This window comes from Rhodobacter sp. P1_C2 (assembly GCF_056406375.1).
In genome coordinates, this window is record NZ_JBFUAG010000003.1 from 334,796 (window position 1) to 350,103 (window position 15,308).

General features: G+C 65.3%; 14 protein-coding genes. 6 read left to right on the top strand and 8 right to left on the bottom strand.

What is annotated here, in order from left to right; genetic code table 11:
• Positions 1–17: 17 nt before the first annotated feature.
• The 4 genes from AC1DZT_RS06555 (at position 18) to AC1DZT_RS06570 (ending at position 4,279) form a co-directional block, all read left to right on the top strand.
• A complete protein-coding gene (locus tag AC1DZT_RS06555; protein ID WP_478005808.1) occupies positions 18–1,880 on the top strand; it encodes an amidohydrolase in 1,863 nt (620 codons plus the stop codon).
• Position 1,881: 1 nt separating this feature from the next.
• Positions 1,882–2,274, top strand: a complete 393-nt coding sequence (locus AC1DZT_RS06560; RefSeq protein WP_478005809.1) for a DoxX family protein — start codon at positions 1,882–1,884, stop codon at positions 2,272–2,274.
• Positions 2,275–2,391: 117 nt separating this feature from the next.
• Positions 2,392–3,303 (top strand): helix-turn-helix domain-containing protein, encoded by a 912-nt coding sequence (locus AC1DZT_RS06565; protein WP_478005810.1) that lies wholly within the window; start codon positions 2,392–2,394, stop codon positions 3,301–3,303.
• A gap of 154 nt (positions 3,304–3,457) precedes the next feature.
• Positions 3,458–4,279 (top strand): alpha/beta fold hydrolase, encoded by an 822-nt coding sequence (locus AC1DZT_RS06570; protein WP_478005811.1) that lies wholly within the window; start codon positions 3,458–3,460, stop codon positions 4,277–4,279.
• A 69-nt stretch (positions 4,280–4,348) separates the two neighbouring features.
• Here the strand turns inward: AC1DZT_RS06570 and AC1DZT_RS06575 are convergent, their stop codons facing one another.
• Both AC1DZT_RS06575 and AC1DZT_RS06580 read right to left on the bottom strand, forming a co-directional pair.
• The gene (locus tag AC1DZT_RS06575) at positions 4,349–5,536 is read right to left on the bottom strand and encodes an MFS transporter (protein ID WP_478005812.1); all 1,188 of its coding nucleotides are present in this window, start codon (positions 5,534–5,536) and stop codon (positions 4,349–4,351) included.
• A gap of 10 nt (positions 5,537–5,546) precedes the next feature.
• Positions 5,547–6,371 carry an aldo/keto reductase gene (locus tag AC1DZT_RS06580; RefSeq protein ID WP_478005813.1) on the bottom strand — a complete coding sequence of 275 codons (825 nt, stop codon included), beginning with the start codon at positions 6,369–6,371 and terminating at the stop codon, positions 5,547–5,549.
• 228 nt (positions 6,372–6,599) lie between these two features.
• Here AC1DZT_RS06580 and AC1DZT_RS06585 point away from each other — a divergent pair, with 228 nt between their 5' ends.
• Entirely contained in the window at positions 6,600–7,484 is an 885-nt protein-coding gene (locus AC1DZT_RS06585) for a LysR family transcriptional regulator (RefSeq protein WP_478005814.1), read from the top strand.
• 34 nt (positions 7,485–7,518) lie between these two features.
• On the opposite strand, the gene AC1DZT_RS06590 is transcribed toward AC1DZT_RS06585, so the two are convergent.
• The 6 genes from AC1DZT_RS06590 to AC1DZT_RS06615 all read right to left on the bottom strand — a co-directional run bounded on the left by AC1DZT_RS06590 (position 7,519) and on the right by AC1DZT_RS06615 (position 13,174).
• Positions 7,519–8,703, bottom strand: a complete 1,185-nt coding sequence (locus tag AC1DZT_RS06590) for a thiolase family protein (RefSeq protein ID WP_478005815.1) — start codon at positions 8,701–8,703, stop codon at positions 7,519–7,521.
• Positions 8,704–8,857: 154 nt separating this feature from the next.
• Entirely contained in the window at positions 8,858–10,822 is a 1,965-nt protein-coding gene (locus AC1DZT_RS06595; RefSeq protein ID WP_478005816.1) for a sigma-54-dependent Fis family transcriptional regulator, read from the bottom strand.
• Between the two features lie 78 nt (positions 10,823–10,900).
• Positions 10,901–11,482 carry a hypothetical protein gene (locus AC1DZT_RS06600; RefSeq protein WP_478005817.1) on the bottom strand — a complete coding sequence of 194 codons (582 nt, stop codon included), beginning with the start codon at positions 11,480–11,482 and terminating at the stop codon, positions 10,901–10,903.
• 49 nt (positions 11,483–11,531) lie between these two features.
• Entirely contained in the window at positions 11,532–11,747 is a 216-nt protein-coding gene (locus AC1DZT_RS06605; RefSeq protein ID WP_478005818.1) for a hypothetical protein, read from the bottom strand.
• A 22-nt stretch (positions 11,748–11,769) separates the two neighbouring features.
• A complete protein-coding gene (locus AC1DZT_RS06610; RefSeq protein ID WP_478005819.1) occupies positions 11,770–12,876 on the bottom strand; it encodes a WD40 repeat domain-containing protein in 1,107 nt (368 codons plus the stop codon).
• Between the two features lie 13 nt (positions 12,877–12,889).
• The gene (locus AC1DZT_RS06615; RefSeq protein ID WP_478005820.1) at positions 12,890–13,174 is read right to left on the bottom strand and encodes a hypothetical protein; all 285 of its coding nucleotides are present in this window, start codon (positions 13,172–13,174) and stop codon (positions 12,890–12,892) included.
• 386 nt (positions 13,175–13,560) lie between these two features.
• Here AC1DZT_RS06615 and AC1DZT_RS06620 point away from each other — a divergent pair, with 386 nt between their 5' ends.
• Entirely contained in the window at positions 13,561–15,228 is a 1,668-nt protein-coding gene (locus AC1DZT_RS06620) for an aromatic/alkene/methane monooxygenase hydroxylase/oxygenase subunit alpha (protein ID WP_478005821.1), read from the top strand.
• Positions 15,229–15,308 lie beyond the last annotated feature (80 nt).

The following is a 15,308-nucleotide window of genomic DNA, read 5'->3' on the forward strand; positions in this document are numbered from 1 at the left end:
CCTTACGGAGCTTGCCCATGACCCCCGACCTGATCCTGCACAATGCGCGGCTGACCACGCTGGACCGCGAAAATCCGCAGGCGACTGCCGTGGCCATTCAGGCCGGGGTGTTCCAGGCCGTGGGCGAGGAGAAAGAAATCCTCGCCCTCGCCGGGCCTGCGACGCGGGTCATCGACCTCAAGGGCCGGTCGGTCTTGCCGGGGTTGATCGACAACCACACTCATGTCGTCCGCGGCGGGCTGAATTATAACCTTGAACTGCGCTGGGATGGCGTGACCTCGCTGTCGGACGCGATGGCGATGCTGAAGGCCCAGGTCGCCATCACCCCGCCGCCGCAATGGGTGCGGGTGGTGGGCGGCTTCACCGAAAGCCAGTTCGAGGAAAAGCGCCTGCCGACGCTGGCGGAAATCAACGCCGTGGCGCCGGAAACCCCGGTGTTCCTTTTGCACCTTTACGACCGCGCCCTGCTGAATGGCGCGGCCTTGCGGGCGGTGGGCTATACCAAGGACACGCCCAACCCGCCGGGGGGCGAGATCCAGCGCGATGCCGCCGGCAACCCGACCGGGCTTTTGCTGGCCCGCCCCAATGCCGGCATCCTTTATGCAACCCTGGCCAAGGGGCCGAAGCTGCCCTTCGATTACCAGGTGAACTCCACCCGCCATTTCATGCGCGAGCTGAACCGGCTGGGCGTCACCGGCGTCATCGACGCGGGCGGTGGCTTTCAGAACTATCCCGACGATTACGCCGTGATCCAGAAACTGGCCGACGAGGGCCAGATGACGGTGCGGCTGGCCTATAACCTCTTCACCCAGAAGCCGAAGGAGGAGAAGGCCGATTTCCTCGCCTGGACCAGGTCGGTCAAATACCGCCAGGGCGACGATTACTTCCGCCACAATGGCGCCGGTGAGATGCTGGTCTTTTCCGCCGCCGATTTTGAAGATTTCCGCGAGCCCCGCCCCGATCTTCCCGCCGCGATGGAGGAGGATCTGGAAGGCGTGGTCCGCATCCTGGCCGAGAACCGCTGGCCCTGGCGGATGCATGCCACCTATGACGAGACCATCACCCGGGCGCTGGATGTCTTTGAAAAGGTGAACAAGGACATTCCCTTGCAGGGGCTGAACTGGTTCTTCGACCATGCCGAGACGATCTCGGACCACTCGATCGACCGGATCGCGGCCCTGGGCGGCGGGGTCGCGGTGCAGCACCGCATGGCCTATCAGGGCGAGGTTTTCGTCGACCGCTACGGCGCCGCAGCAGCCGAGGCCACGCCGCCGATTGCCAAGATGCTGGACAAGGGCATCCACACCTCCGCCGGGACGGATGCGACGCGGGTGGCGTCTTACAACCCTTGGGTTTCCCTGTCCTGGATGGTCACCGGGCGCACGGTGGGCGGCCTGCGCCTGACCCCGCAGCGCAACTGTCTGGACCGCGAAACCGCCTTGCGGATGTGGACGGAAAAGGTCGCCTGGTTCTGCAACGAGGACGGCAAACGCGGCCGCATCGCGCCCGGCTACCTCGCCGATCTGACCCTGCCCGACCGCGATTATTTCGCCGTGCCGGAGGCCGAGATCACCCATATGACCTCTGACCTCACCATGGTCGGCGGCAGGATCGTCTTTGCCAAAGGCGATTTCGCCCCCTTGGATGACAACCCGGTGCCGCCCGCCATGCCGGACTGGTCGCCGGTGCGCACCTATGGCGGCTATGGCGCCTGGGGCCTGCAACCCGATGTGGCGCAAACCGTGGCGAGCACCTGCGGCTGCGCCAGCGCCTGCGGCGTGCATGGCCATGACCATGCCAGCGCCTGGGGCGCGCGTCTGCCGACCTCGGACCTCAAATCCTTCTGGGGGGCGCTGGGTTGCGCCTGCTGGGCGGTCTGAGATGGATCAGATCACCGCACTTCTGCACAATGGCATCGTGCTGCATCTGTGCCTTCTGGCGCTTTGCGCGGCCTATATCCAGGGGCCGGTGACCAAGATCCTCGACTTTCAGGCCGCGACCGAGGAGATGATCGCGCTTGGCCTCGCCCCGCCGCGGCTTCTGGCGCTGGGGACGATCTGTTTCGAGCTGACCACCTCGGCCATGGTGATCTTCGGCTGGTACCGCCCGCTCGCGGCACTGGCGCTGGCGGGCTATACGATGGTCGCCACACTGATCGCGCTGCGGTTCTGGGAACAGCCCAAAGGTTTGGCGCGGACCCAGCAGATGGACGCATTCTTTGAACATATCGGCCTGAGTGGCGCCTTTGTGCTTGTGGCGCTGATGGGATTTTGACGAGTTGCCGTGACCGGTGAGGCATTTCGAGGTAGCTTGACCGGCGTTCCTCATGCAGGACATTTGCGCGACATGCGCCCGAACAGTCTGACACGACTGCAGGAAAGGACGAGACCGATGGATTTCAACACCAATCCGCCGCAGGCAAGCGATTTGGTCGTGCGGGATTCGCTCGGCTGTGGCGTGCACGAGCTGCTTTATGACCACAGCCTGACGGTTGGCGGCATGACCTTCCGCCGCAAGACCGCGATGGGGCCGCATGTCGCCCGGATGGAGACCCCGCCCGAGGACCGCGGCCTGCTGATCGGCCTGTCGCTGCGCGCGGGCCACCGGCGGCGGTCGGTTCAGGGGCGCGAGGTGCGGGACGAGGTCTATGCCAAGGATTCGACCTATATCCGCGATTTCGAGAATCCCTATGCCTGTGACGTCGAGGGCAGTTTCGATTTCTTCCTTCTGGAACTGAACCGCGAATTTCTGGCCGAGATTGCCAACCGGGGCGAAAGCCGGCGCCTGCCGCAGCTGACACGGCTTGCCGCCCAGAACGACCCGGTGCTGGGCCATCTGGCCCAGGCGCTTTTGCCCTCGCTGGCCGATCCCAAGGCCGCCTGCCCGCTTCTGGCCGAACAGATCGGCACCGCCATGGTGACCCATCTGTTTCGCAGCTATGGCGCCGAAAGACCGCGCGCGCCGCGCCGGGTGCCGCGGCTGCCCGACCCGGCCCTGCGCCGCGCGACCGAGATGCTGATGGAGGAGACCGGCCCCGAAGCCTCGATGGGCACGATCGCCGATGCGCTGAACATGTCGCGCGGCCAGTTCTTCCGCGCCTTCCGCGAGACGACGGGGACCACGCCCTACCAATGGGTGCTGAACCAGCGTCTGGACCATGCCCGCCAGATGCTGCGCACCACCGACCTGCCCCTGGCGCAGATTGCCCTCCACTGCGGGTTTTTCGACCAAAGCCACCTGACAAGGATCTTCAGCCGCGAGGTCGGCGTCTCGCCAGGGCGCTGGCGCCGCGATAACCAGTAGGGCTGCCCTGCCGGCGCACGATCGTGAAAAACCGACCACGAAGCTGCAATAACCCGCCCCCCGGGCCCGTTATCCTTGCCCTGCGGCTGGGGAGGGCGCGCGGAAAAGCCTGAGCCATGTACGCTTCCTTAATCGCGTTGGCAGGACATTTCCCATGGCTTTTCTGAAGACTTCCGATGGCATCGACCTCTTTTACAAAGACCAGGGCAAGGGTCAGCCCATCGTCTTTTCGCATGGCTGGCCGCTGTCGGCCGATGCCTGGGACACGCAGGCGCTGTTCTTCGGCCAGGAGGGCTACCGCGTCATCGCCCATGACCGCCGCAGTCATGGACGGTCGACCCAGGTCTGGGATGGCAACACCATGGACCGCTATGCCGACGACCTGCACGAGCTGATCGAGAGCCTCGACCTCAAGGATGCCATCCTGATCGGTCATTCGACCGGCGGCGGCGAGGTCGCGCATTACATCGGGCGTCACGGCACCGCGCGGGTGGCCAAGGCGGTCCTGGTCGGCGCCGTGCCACCCCTGATGCTGAAGACCCCGGCCAATCCGGGCGGCGTGCCGCTGGATGTCTTCGACGGCATCCGCGCCGGCACCGCCTCCAACCGCTCGCAATTCTTCAAGGACCTGAGCATCGCCTTTTACGGTTTCAACCGCGCGGGGGCGGCGGTCAGCCAGGGTCTGATCGACGGCTTCTGGCTGCAGGGCATGGCCGGCGGGTTGAAGGGGCTTTACGACTGCATCCACGAGTTTTCCGAGGTCGATTACACAGAGGACCTGAAGAAGATGACGATCCCGACGCTGATCATCCATGGCGACGACGACCAGATCGTGCCGATCGCCAATTCCGGCGAGAAGGCGGCGAAGATCGCGCCGATGGCCCGGCTTCTGACCTATCCCGGCGCGCCGCATGGCCTGGTCGAAACCCTGCCCGAGAAGTTCTTTCACGATGTCCTGGACTTCATCCACAGCTGAAACCGGCCCCTAATGCCAAAAGGGCGGCCCGGTGTGGGCCGCCCTTTTGCGTGACAGAAGGCCAGGGCCTCAGACAGCGCCAGCCACCGGCGCACCGTGGCGGTGATGGCTGAGCCAGACCAGCATCAGCCCCCCCGCCGCCAGCAGACCGCCGACCACCGGCACCGCGGCATAGCCAAGGCCCGCGCTGATCACGGCCCCACCCGCGGCAGCGCCGATCGCATTGCCCAGGTTGAAGGCGCCGATATTGACCGAGGAGGCCAGACCCGGCGCATCGAAAGCCGTCTGCATCACCCGCATCTGGACCGGCGGCACGATGGCGAAGGCCGCAGCACCCCAGAAGGTCAGCACGATCGCCGCACCGACATGGCTGCCCAGAACCAGCGGCATCGCCAGGCTGATCACCGCCAGAGCGGCGAGGAACAGCGCGGTGGCCCCCTCCAGCGACCAGTCGGCCACCCGCCCGCCGATCCCGTTGCCCAGGGTGAAACCGAGGCCGATTAGAACCAGCGCCAGCGTCACGAAGTTGCCCGAGGCCCCGGTCAGGCTTTCCAGCATCGGCGCGACATAGGTGTAGACGGCGAACATCGCACTGGCGCCGAGCGTCGTGGTCAGAAGCGACAGCAAGACCTGCGGCCGGACCAGGACCTGCAGCTCACGCTTCACATCCGGCCGTTGCCCCGCGCCGACCTTCGGCAAGGCAAGGCCCAAAGCGGTCATCGCGATCAGCCCCAGCACGGCGGTCCCGGCAAAGGACATCCGCCAGCCGATCTGCTGGCCGATCCAGGTGGCCATCGGCACGCCGCCGATATTGGCGATGGTCAGGCCCATGAACATGGCGGCGACGGCGCTCGCCTGCTTTTCCTTCGGCACGACACTGGCCGCCACGACCGAACCGAGGCCGAAGAAGGCCCCGTGGTTCATGCTGGTCACGATCCGCGAGGCGAGAAGCGTCCAGTAATCCGGCGCCAGGGCCGACAGCGCGTTGCCGATGGTGAAGATCGCCATCAGGCACATCAGCGCCGCCCGCTTGCCGAAGCGGCTGAAGACCAGCGTCATCAGCGGCGCGCCGACCATCACGCCGATCGCATAGGCGCTGATCAGAAGCCCGGCCTGCGGGATCGAGACGCCGACGCCATCGGCGATCACCGGCAAAAGCCCCATCGGCGAAAACTCGGTCGTGCCGATGCCGAAGGCGCCGATGGCGAGGGCCAGCACCGGCCAGTTGAAACCTGTCTTGTCTTGCATCTGTGTCATGGTTCTATCCTCAAGCCGCCCAGTCGGGCGCAAGACCCTTGGGCGAGACGATGCGGCCATCGGGCCGCGCAAGGGCGGTGATCGTGGCCATCTCGGCCGCGGTCAGGGTGAAATCGAAAATGGCGAAGTTCTCGGCCAGACGGTTGGTCTTGGCGGTCTTGGACAGGGCGATGCAGCCCTTCTGCAGCAGCCAGCGCAGGGCGACCTGGGCCGCGGTCTTGCCATGGGCCGCACCGATCGCCTGCAGCACAGGATCGCGCGGCACCGCCCCGTCGGACATGCCGTAATAGGCGGTGACGGTGGCGCCGGAGGCCCCGGTCAGTGCCAGCATCGCCGATTGGTCCAGATAGGGATGCATCTCGATCTGGTTGGTGAGGATCGGCGCCTTGCTTTGCGCCACCGCCTCGCGGAACTGCGACAGGTTGTAATTGCTGACCCCGATGAAGCGGGTCTTGCCGGCGGCCTGCACCTCGTTCAGCCAGGCGATCTGGTCGGCCACCGGCACCGTGTCACCCGGCCAATGCGCCAGAAGCAGGTCGACCTGGGCGACCTTCAGCTTCTCGAGGCTTTCCTCGACCGAGGCGGCAAAGCGGGCGGCAGAGTACTGGTCGACCCAGACCTTGGTGGTCAGAAACAGATCCTCGCGCCGCGCGCCGACCTTGGCCAGCGCCCGGCCCAGCGCGGCCTCGTTGCGGTAGATCTGCGCGGTGTCGAAGTGGCGGAAACCCGTGGCAAAGGCGGCGGGGACCACCTCTTCGACCTCGGCCTCCGACATGCGGAACACGCCGAAGCCCAGCGCCGGAATCCTTGCGCCATGGGGATTTACAAACTGCATCTTTCTCTCCTGATCGGGTGACAAGGGGCAGGTGGCTTGGGCGCGGATGGTCCAGCGCCCGAGGCCGTCGCGGCAGATCGGGCAGGGCCAAACAGGTCCGTGTTGCTTACCTTGTTTACAGATCAGGACATAAGCCAGTGGTGCTGTCTTGATAATCCATGCCAAAAGCACATGATCTGTGAAACCAGTTCATAAAGCAGGCCGTTGATGGATAATCGTGCAGGAGAAATGCAGATTTTTCTGCGGGTGGTCGACAGCGGCAGCTTTTCCGAAGCCGCCCGACAGGTGTTGATGACGCCTTCGACCATCTCGAAGCTGATCGACCGGATCGAGACCCGGCTGGGCGTGCGCCTCCTGGAACGCTCCACCCGCCGCCTGTCACTGACGGCCGAGGGGCGGATCTATTACGCGCGCAGCCAGAGCCTGCTGGCCGAGCTGGAGGATATCGAACATTCGCTCTCCTCCGGCGCGCACAACATGGGGGGCAAGGTGCGGGTCAACGCCTCGGTCGTCTTCGGGATGGTCGCGGTGGAGCCGCTTTTGCCGGCGTTCTGGGCCGAATACCCCAATGTCGTGGTCGATCTGTCGCTCTCGGACGAGATCATCGACCTTTATGTGGATCAGACCGATGTGGCCTTCCGGATCGGCGCGCTGGAAAACTCCAGCCTGACGGCGCTGAAGATCGGCACGACGCCACGCAAGATCGTGGCCGCGCCGGAGTACCTCGCGCGGCGTGGTGTGCCGCAGCGCCCGGAGGATCTGGCCCGCCACGCCTGCCTTGGCTTCAACTTCCGCCGCTCGGCCCCGGTCTGGCCGCTGCGCGAATCGGGGCGGATCGTCGACCGGACGGTGGCAGGCCCGCTTCTGGCCAACAATGGCGAGACGGTGCGCCGGATGGCGCTGGCGGGCATGGGACTGGCCCGGCTGGGAGAGTTCCACATCCGCGACGACCTGCAGTCAGGCACCTTGGTCGAGGTCATGGCCGATGCCGTGGAAAGCGAGGTCGAGGATATCCACGCGCTGTTTCTGGGCGGCGAGCGTCTGCCCCACCGCGTGCGCGCCTTCGTCGATTTCATGGTGCCGCGGCTGCGCGACTTTCTGGAGGGCCGGTAAGGCCCGGCTTGGTCACCGGGCCTTTGACGCGCCGTTACAGGCGTTCCAGCAGCACGGCGATACCCTGCCCGCCGCCGATGCACAGCGTGACCAGCCCGCGTTTCAGCCCGTCGCGCGCCAGGCTGTGGATCAGCCGGGTGATCAGCACCGCGCCGGTGGCACCGATGGCGTGGCCATGCGCGATGGCGCCGCCTTCGACGTTGATCAGATCCTCCGGCAGGCCCAGTTCATCGGCCACGGCCAAGGGCACGGCGGCGAAAGCCTCGTTGATCTCGGCCCTTTCGATATCACCGATGCTCCAACCGGCGCGGGCTAGCGCCTGACGGACGGCGGGCACCGGGCCGAGGCCGAACATCCCCGGCTCCACCGCGCCGATGCCCCAGCTGACGATGCGGGCAGCCGGTTGCAGGCCGATCTTCTCGGCATGGGCGCGGTCCGCCACCACCATCGCCGCCGCTCCGGCGTTCAGCCCCGGCGCATTGCCGGCGGTGATCGTGCCGTCCTTGCGGAAGGCGGGCTTCAGCTTGGCGAGGGTTTCCAGCGTGGTCTCGGGGCGCGGCGCCTCATCCGTCAGGAAAGCGCGCTCGCCCTTGCGGTCGCGCAGGGTGACGGGCGCAATCTCTGCCGCGAATAGCCCGGCGTCGCGGGCAGCAGAGAAGCGGCTTTGCGAGCGGTGGGCCCAGGCATCCTGCCGGGCGCGGCTGAGGCCCTTGGCGGTCACCAGATCCTCGGTATGCCAGCCGGAATGTTCGCCCGAGAAGGCGTCGTTCAGCCCATCAGTCAGCATGCTGTCGAGGATCTCTGCCGGGCCCATCCGATAGCCCTGCCGGCCCTTGGTCAGAAGATAGGGCGCGCGGTCCATGTTCTCCATCCCGCCGGCGATGGCGAGGGGATGCAGCTCCAGCAGGATATCCTGCGCCGCGGTGACCACCGCCTGCGCGCCAGAACCGCAGACCCGGTTCACCGTCATCGCCGGCACGGAGACCGGCAAGCCCCCGCCAATGGCCGCCTGCCGCGCCGGGTTCATCCGGTTGCCGGCCTGAATGACGTTGCCCATCACCACCTCGCCCACCGAGGCCGGGTCGATGCCCGAGCGTTTCAGCGTCTCGGCGATCACCACCGCGCCAGGCTCGGTCGCGGGCGTGTCCTTGAGGCTGCCGCCAAAGGTGCCGATGGCGGTGCGCACCGGATGGCAGAGAACGATTTCAACAGGTTTCATGGCATCTCCCTGGCCGGGTCGCGCAGCGCTTCCGGCCTGAATTGGATTACGATAGTCATATATTTACGCCAAACCGCGCCGTCAAGCGGCGCGCCCGTTGCAAAGGTATGGGGTCAAGGGGGCGGCCGCGGGCGATGAGCGGACCTCATCCGCCTCAGGGCAGCTTGATGCCGTAGGCCTCGATCTTGCGGTACAGCGTCGGGCGCGAGATGCCCAGCGCGATGGCGGTCTTGCTGAGGTTGCCGTGATGGGCCTGCAGGGCGCGTTCGATCAGGCGGACCTGGGCATCCTTCAGCGAGGCGTCGGGCGCCGGGCGGGTTTCGGGTGCGGGATCGGGTTTGGCGGCGCTGGGGTTGGTGATTTCCAGCGGCAGGTCGGACAGCGACAGGCTGCGCGATTTCGCCAACCCATGCAGCCCCACCATCAGATTGCGCAGCTCGCGCACATTGCCGGGCCAGGTGTGGCGCATCAGCGCCTCCTGCACCTCTGACCCGAGGATCAGCAGGTCGCGGCCGGATTCGATGCTGATCTTGCGGTTGTAATGTTCGGCGATCAGCAGGATATCCCCGCCCCGCGCCTTCAGTGGCGGGATGGTCAGGATCACGGCGCTCAGGCGGTAGAACAGATCGCGGCGGAAGCGCCCGGCCTCGACCTCGTCCAGCAGCACGCGGTTGGTCAGCGACAGCTGCAGCTGGGGCGCCTCGGGCTGGGTCGGGTCCTGCAGGCGGGTCATCCGTTCTTCCAGCACCCGCAGCAGGTAAAGCTGGGTTTCGGGCGTGGCCTCGCCCACCTCGTCGAGGCAGACCAGCGCCCTTGTGTCGCGCAGAAGGTCCGAGCCGAACATCTGCGGCGCCATCGCCCCGCAATTGATCAGCCGCAGGCGGTCTGCGCCATCGGGGTCCAGACGCGAGTGGATCAGCCGGGCGAAAAGCTCCTTGCCCACGCCGGTCTGCCCCTCGATCAGGGCCGGCGCATGGACCGAGGCGATGCGCTCGGCACTTTCCAGCGCCTCGAGGATCACATCGCTTTTGCCGACGATCTTCAGCCCGGTCTTGCCGATCTCGACCCCGGGCAGGGGCCTGATGATCGGGCGCGACAGGGCGGGCGAGGGCAGGCTGGCCTTGGGCTTGAAGACCAGGGCAGCACCTTTCACCGCGCCGTCGATCTCGATCAGGCGGATATCCTCGCAGACATTCTCGCGCGGCAGGGCGGCGAGGATATTCTCCTCGGATATCCCGTCCGGCAGCTCCAGAAACCGCGCCCCGAGCCCCAGATCGCGGTCCGAACAGCCGACATCCAAGCCGCTGTTGCGGCTGAAGATCAGCCGGCCGAAACGGTCGACGATGGCGAGGCTGTCGGACTTGCCCTGCGGCTCGGACGGGAATTTGCCGATGATGGCCTCCATCAGGCGGATGTTGAGCAGGGATTGCTCCTGCTGCAGCACCAGTTCGATGTCGCGGGCGGCGGTGGCGGCGAAGGCGGCGTTGTGTTTCTGGAAGATGCTGGTCAGGCCCGAGAGGTTGACCACGCCGATGATGCTGTGGTCGATCGGGTCGCGGATCGGGGCTGCGGCGCAGCTCCAGGCTTTCATGCCCTCGCAGAAATGCTCCTCGCCATGCACATAGACCGGCTGGCCGGTCCAGAGCGCGGTGCCGATGCCATTGGTGCCCGAGGCGTCCTCGCTCCACACGCCGCCCACGGTCAGGTTGATCTTGCCCGCCTTGGCGAGGGTGGAGCGGTCGCCCACCGTTTCCAGGATCACCCCGTCGCGGTCGGTCAGAAGCAGCATCGCCTCGGCCCCCGACAGAAGATCACCGATCCGCGCCATCGAGGCCTGGGTGGCGCGGCGCAGCTCGGCCTGATCGAAGGTCGATTTGGCCTGCGGCGCGCTGCGCGGCAGGGAGGGGGCGGCAAACTGCTCGGGCTTGATCCCGGTCGAGGTGGAGCGGACCCAGGATTGATAGATGAGCGAGCGGACCCCCGGCATCGGCAGGCTGGGCGCATTGCGGTTGGCGAGGAACCGGTTCCAGGCCTTCGATGTCTCGCGCGGGTCGACATCGGCGAAATCGAACCCCAGTCGTGGGGGTCGTGGCGCAGAGCGCTGATCTGAAGTCATCATTAAGTCCCCTCCCGTGAACTTAACTTTCCCTGTCGGGCCCAAGGCAAGGACCCGTCGCAGACAAGGCCGCGGCAGCGATCAGGTGATCTGCAGCCGCTGGCGGATGTCCTCTGCAAGCGTCTCCTCCGGATAGTCCCGGGTGATCGGTCGATGGGCCAGATCGGCGATCTTAGCGGCAATCTCCTCCGCCAGGGGCGTGAAGAAGCCGTTCTCCTTGCTGGCGATCACGAAGCATTTCGCGCCGTTGATCCGTTTGATCTGGCCCAGAAAGTGCAGCTGGATGCCTGAATCGGTATCTGCCAGCACCACCCGGCCATTCATGCTGATGCGCAGGTAGGGCACCGGCGCATCGGGCAGCCGGGGTCGGGCCTGGTCGATGATGATCAGGCCCTGCGCCTGCGGCGGCGGCGCGGCCTTGCGGGCCTTGTCGGCGGAATATTTGCCGCCGCTGAGCGTATCGGCCAGTTTCTCGATCGTCCCCCAATTGCGCCGCAGATGTTCCTTGGCGTGCTTGTCTTCTTCCCTCGGGCCGCTATGTCTGGAGTGGATATCCAAGTGACGTCTCCTCAGTTCGGGCTGGCATGTCACTTTGCGCAGAAGATTCGGAACCGTATCACGGGGGATGGTTTCTGTCGCATCCGATGTGTCGGGCCTGCGCAAAGCCGGATTTTCGTAACGAAACGTTACAAGCGGACCGCGCCGGGCGCCGTCAGTTCGCGCGCGGCGTGGCAGTTTCGGCCTTGGGCCTGACCTTGGCCCCCATCCGCCCCTCGCTGATCCAGCGCGCGGCCAGAACGAAGGCCCCGGTGGCGAAATCCTTGCCATGGGCGGCGATCATCTCTTCCCCGATCAGGGCGATGCGCTGGAAGAAGGCATCCTTGCTTTTCTCTTCCTCGGTCAGTTCGGCGGTCTGTGGGCTGGTCATGGTGACCCTCTCTGCATGGGTTTCAGGATTTGAACATGGCGTCAGGAAATTCGACCAGCGCGGCAGAGCCATCCTCGCCGGCCAGCGCGAGAAAGCGGCCGTCGGGCGACCATTCCAGCGCGGTGATCGCGGCCCCGGTGTCCTCGCGCAGCAGGATTTCGGAGGGCTGGCCGATCTCGGCCAGGCTCAGAAGCCCGTTGGCATAGCCCACCGCCACCAGGTTGCGGTTCGGGCTGGTGGCAAGCGCGTTGACAAGGACGAGGCCCGGCCTGCCGGTCATCACATCGCCCCCCGTCGCCAGCGACCAGGCCGCGACCCGGTAGGCGCCAGAGGCGACGACCGTGCCAGTGGTCGGGCTGTAAAGGGCGCGTCCGACCGGGGCAGGGAAATTGCGCCGCGTCGTGGTGGTGTTGCTGACGGCGTCGATCAGGCAGAAGCCGTCCGCGCCCAGCGCGGCGGTCAGGCTGGTGCCCTGCGGATGCCAGACAAGGTAGGAGGGCGTGCCGGTCAGGGCAGTTTCGACCGGCGGCGCCTCGGGTTCGGTCAGCGACCAGCGGCAAAGCCCGTTGGCATAGCCCACCGCCAGCGTCGCGCCATCGGGCGAGAAGGCCAGCGCCCGCACCGGATTGGCCGCCGGAATGCTGCGCGGCGCGTCCCGATCGGTGGGCGAGATCAGCACCTGCATCCCGCAGGCATAGGCCAGCGTCTTGCCATCGGGTGCTGCGGCCAGAACCGTGATCCCCTTCGGCGCGCGGGCGGGCAGATGGGCCGCGATGCCGCCGGGGCTCAGCGAGTTGATCCGCCCGGTGTCCTTGGCAAAGGCAAAGCCCGCAGCCCCCAGGGGCACCACATCCGAACTGCGCCCCGCCGAAAAATCGGCCGGCTTCAGCGGCAGGAAGGGCTTTTCGCGTGGCGCGATGGTCAGCCGTCCGGTGTCCAGCGCCCGCTTGGTCCGCACTGCGACCGACGCCTTGTCCGCCGTCGCCGCCAGCATCACCGCCCCATCGGCGCAGGCAAAGGCCACGGCAGAGCTGTCGGCGGTGAAGGCGATCTGCCGCACGGGCGAAGCCACCGTCCAATCACGGGCGATCAGGTCGAAAAGCTGCAGATGCGCGCGTTCGTCTCTCATCGGTATCTCCTTCTCAGGATTGGCAGAGTGCGGCGATGTCGGCGTCGATCTTGACCATCAAAGCCTCCATCCGCGTGATTTCATCCTCGGTTTCCTGCAGGGCGGCGCGCAGGGCGGTGTCCTCGACATAAAGCGCGGCGAGCAGCTTTTCCGAGGCCCGGCCCGCGGCCATGTCGCGTTCGGCCGTCATTACCTCGATCTCCTTGCCGGCGACACGCTGGCGGCGACTCAGCAGCTTGGAATTTTCCTCGCTCAGCAGAATCACCAGGGCGACCCGCAGCTTCTGCAGCTCTCCCATCTTTCCTGAAAATGCCGCTGCATCAGCCACTTGAGTGCTCCGTCCCTGACAGGGTCCCTGTTCGCAAATCCAAGGGTAACGGCGTGCGAAAAGATTGCGACAGAAACCGGGAACGTAAATTTCCGTTACATATTGTCGCAGTTCGTTACGGAAAATTATCCGTTTGGCCGCGCCGAACTTCCGGCCCTAGGTTTCCTCATCGAAGAAAAAAGACGGCTGCCGCCCGGATGCGGTGGTTCAAGAACGAAGGAAGGGAGGCCTGCGTTGCGACCGAGATTCACATCCCGTGAAGCTGATCCGACGTGCTGGATGGCGGCGTCATGCCGTTCTCTGACCTTTGCCGACGGTCCTGCCCACATCAACCTTAACCAAAAAGGTGAGCACACATGTCGACTTTGACACTCAACAAGATCACGGCGCAGAAGGGCATTTCGGTGGCCGAAGCCACCAAGAAATGCGCGGACCTGGGGTGGAATCCTTCCTATGTGCAGGAAGCGATGACCTATCCTTCGGATTACAAGATCACCAAGGCCCCCCGCGACCCGATGAAGCAGGTGCTGCGCTCCTACTTCTCGATGCAGGAGGAGAAGGACAACCGGGTTTACGGCGCGCTGGACGCGGCGCTGCGGGGCGACATGTTCCGCAATGTCGAACCGCGCTGGGTGGAATGGATGAAGCTGTTCCTGGCGATCATCCCCTTCCCGGAAATCTCGGCGGCGCGGTCGATGGCGATGGTCAGCCGTCTCGCGCCGGGTGAGGATCTGCGCACCGGCTTCACCATGCAGATGGTCGACGAATTCCGCCATTCCACGATTCAGATGAACCTGAAGAAGTGGTACATGGAAAACTACATCGACCCGGCCGGTTTCGACATTACCGAAGAAGCGTTCGGGAAGTGCTATGCCACCACCATCGGCCGGCAATTCGGCGAAGGCTTCATCACCGGCGATGCGATGACCTCCGCCTGCATGTATCTGACTGTGGTCGCGGAAACCGCCTTCACCAACACGCTTTTCGTCGCCATGCCCTCCGAAGCCGCGCGCAACGGCGACTATGCGCTGCCGACCGTCTTCCTGTCGGTGCAGTCGGATGAAAGCCGTCACATCGGCAATGGCCACTCCCTGATGATGGCCGCGCTGAAAGAGCCGGAGAACCACCTGCTCATCGAACGCGACATGAAATATGCCTTCTGGCAGAACCATGCCATCGTCGATGCGGCCATCGGCACCTTCATCGAATACGGCACCACCGACCGCGACAAGAACAAGGAAAGCTATGCCGAGATGTGGCATCGCTGGGTCTACGAGGACTACTACCGCACCTACATGCTGCCGATGGAAAAGTACGGCATCAAGATCCACCATGATGACGTGACGGCGGCCTGGGAGCGGATCACCAAGAAGAACTATGTCCACAAGGTCGGGCAGTTCTTTGCCGTCGGCTGGCCGGTGAACTTCTGGCGGATCGAGGCGCAGACCGAGAAGGACTTTGAATGGTTCGAACACAAGTACCCCGGCTGGTACGCAGAGTTCGGCGAATTCTGGAAATGGTACGCCAAGCTTTCGAAGCCCGGCCAGCAGGTCATCACCTTCAACCAGGATGTGGGCTACGTCTACCCGCACCGCTGCTGGTCCTGCCTCGTGCCCTGCCTGATCCGCGAGGATATGGTCACCGACACCATCGACGGCCAGCTGCACACCTTCGCCCATGAGATCGACCGCTGGACCGCTGTCGAGGCCTTCTCGGACGAATACCAGGGCCGCCCGACCCCGGCGATGGGCCGCTTCTCGGGCAAGCGGGAATGGGAGACGATCTATCACGGCGTCGACCTTGCCGATGCCATCGTGGATCTGAACTTCGTCCGTTCTGACGGCAAGACGCTGGTGCCGCAACCGCACCTGCGCTTTGACGACAAGGACATGTGGACGCTGGATCATGTGCGCGGCAACACGCTCGCCTCGCCGCTGATCACCCTGCGCGGCATGGATGAGGCCGCCCGCAAGGCGCACCTGGCGGACTACGCCAAGGGCTTCACCATCAACCCCTGCAACTGAACCCCTGACCCTGGGCCGGATCTTCCGGCCCAGTTCCCCCAGCCGGCCCTTCGCGGGTGCCGGGTTGAAAGACATGGCCA

Excerpts from the sequence above, each read along its gene's own strand:
- AC1DZT_RS06560 (WP_478005809.1), top strand. The coding sequence starts at position 1,882 with ATGGATCAGATCACCGCACTTCTGCACAATGGCATCGTGCTGCATCTG.
- AC1DZT_RS06575 (WP_478005812.1), bottom strand. The coding sequence starts at position 5,536 with ATGACACAGATGCAAGACAAGACAGGTTTCAACTGGCCGGTGCTGGCC.
- AC1DZT_RS06570 (WP_478005811.1), top strand. The coding sequence starts at position 3,458 with ATGGCTTTTCTGAAGACTTCCGATGGCATCGACCTCTTTTACAAAGAC.
- AC1DZT_RS06615 (WP_478005820.1), bottom strand. The coding sequence starts at position 13,174 with ATGGGAGAGCTGCAGAAGCTGCGGGTCGCCCTGGTGATTCTGCTGAGC.
- AC1DZT_RS06580 (WP_478005813.1), bottom strand. The coding sequence starts at position 6,371 with ATGCAGTTTGTAAATCCCCATGGCGCAAGGATTCCGGCGCTGGGCTTC.
- AC1DZT_RS06610 (WP_478005819.1), bottom strand. The coding sequence starts at position 12,876 with ATGAGAGACGAACGCGCGCATCTGCAGCTTTTCGACCTGATCGCCCGT.
- AC1DZT_RS06585 (WP_478005814.1), top strand. The coding sequence starts at position 6,600 with ATGCAGATTTTTCTGCGGGTGGTCGACAGCGGCAGCTTTTCCGAAGCC.
- AC1DZT_RS06605 (WP_478005818.1), bottom strand. The coding sequence starts at position 11,747 with ATGACCAGCCCACAGACCGCCGAACTGACCGAGGAAGAGAAAAGCAAG.
- AC1DZT_RS06555 (WP_478005808.1), top strand. The coding sequence starts at position 18 with ATGACCCCCGACCTGATCCTGCACAATGCGCGGCTGACCACGCTGGAC.
- AC1DZT_RS06590 (WP_478005815.1), bottom strand. The coding sequence starts at position 8,703 with ATGAAACCTGTTGAAATCGTTCTCTGCCATCCGGTGCGCACCGCCATC.
- AC1DZT_RS06620 (WP_478005821.1), top strand. The coding sequence starts at position 13,561 with ATGTCGACTTTGACACTCAACAAGATCACGGCGCAGAAGGGCATTTCG.
- AC1DZT_RS06595 (WP_478005816.1), bottom strand. The coding sequence starts at position 10,822 with ATGATGACTTCAGATCAGCGCTCTGCGCCACGACCCCCACGACTGGGG.
- AC1DZT_RS06565 (WP_478005810.1), top strand. The coding sequence starts at position 2,392 with ATGGATTTCAACACCAATCCGCCGCAGGCAAGCGATTTGGTCGTGCGG.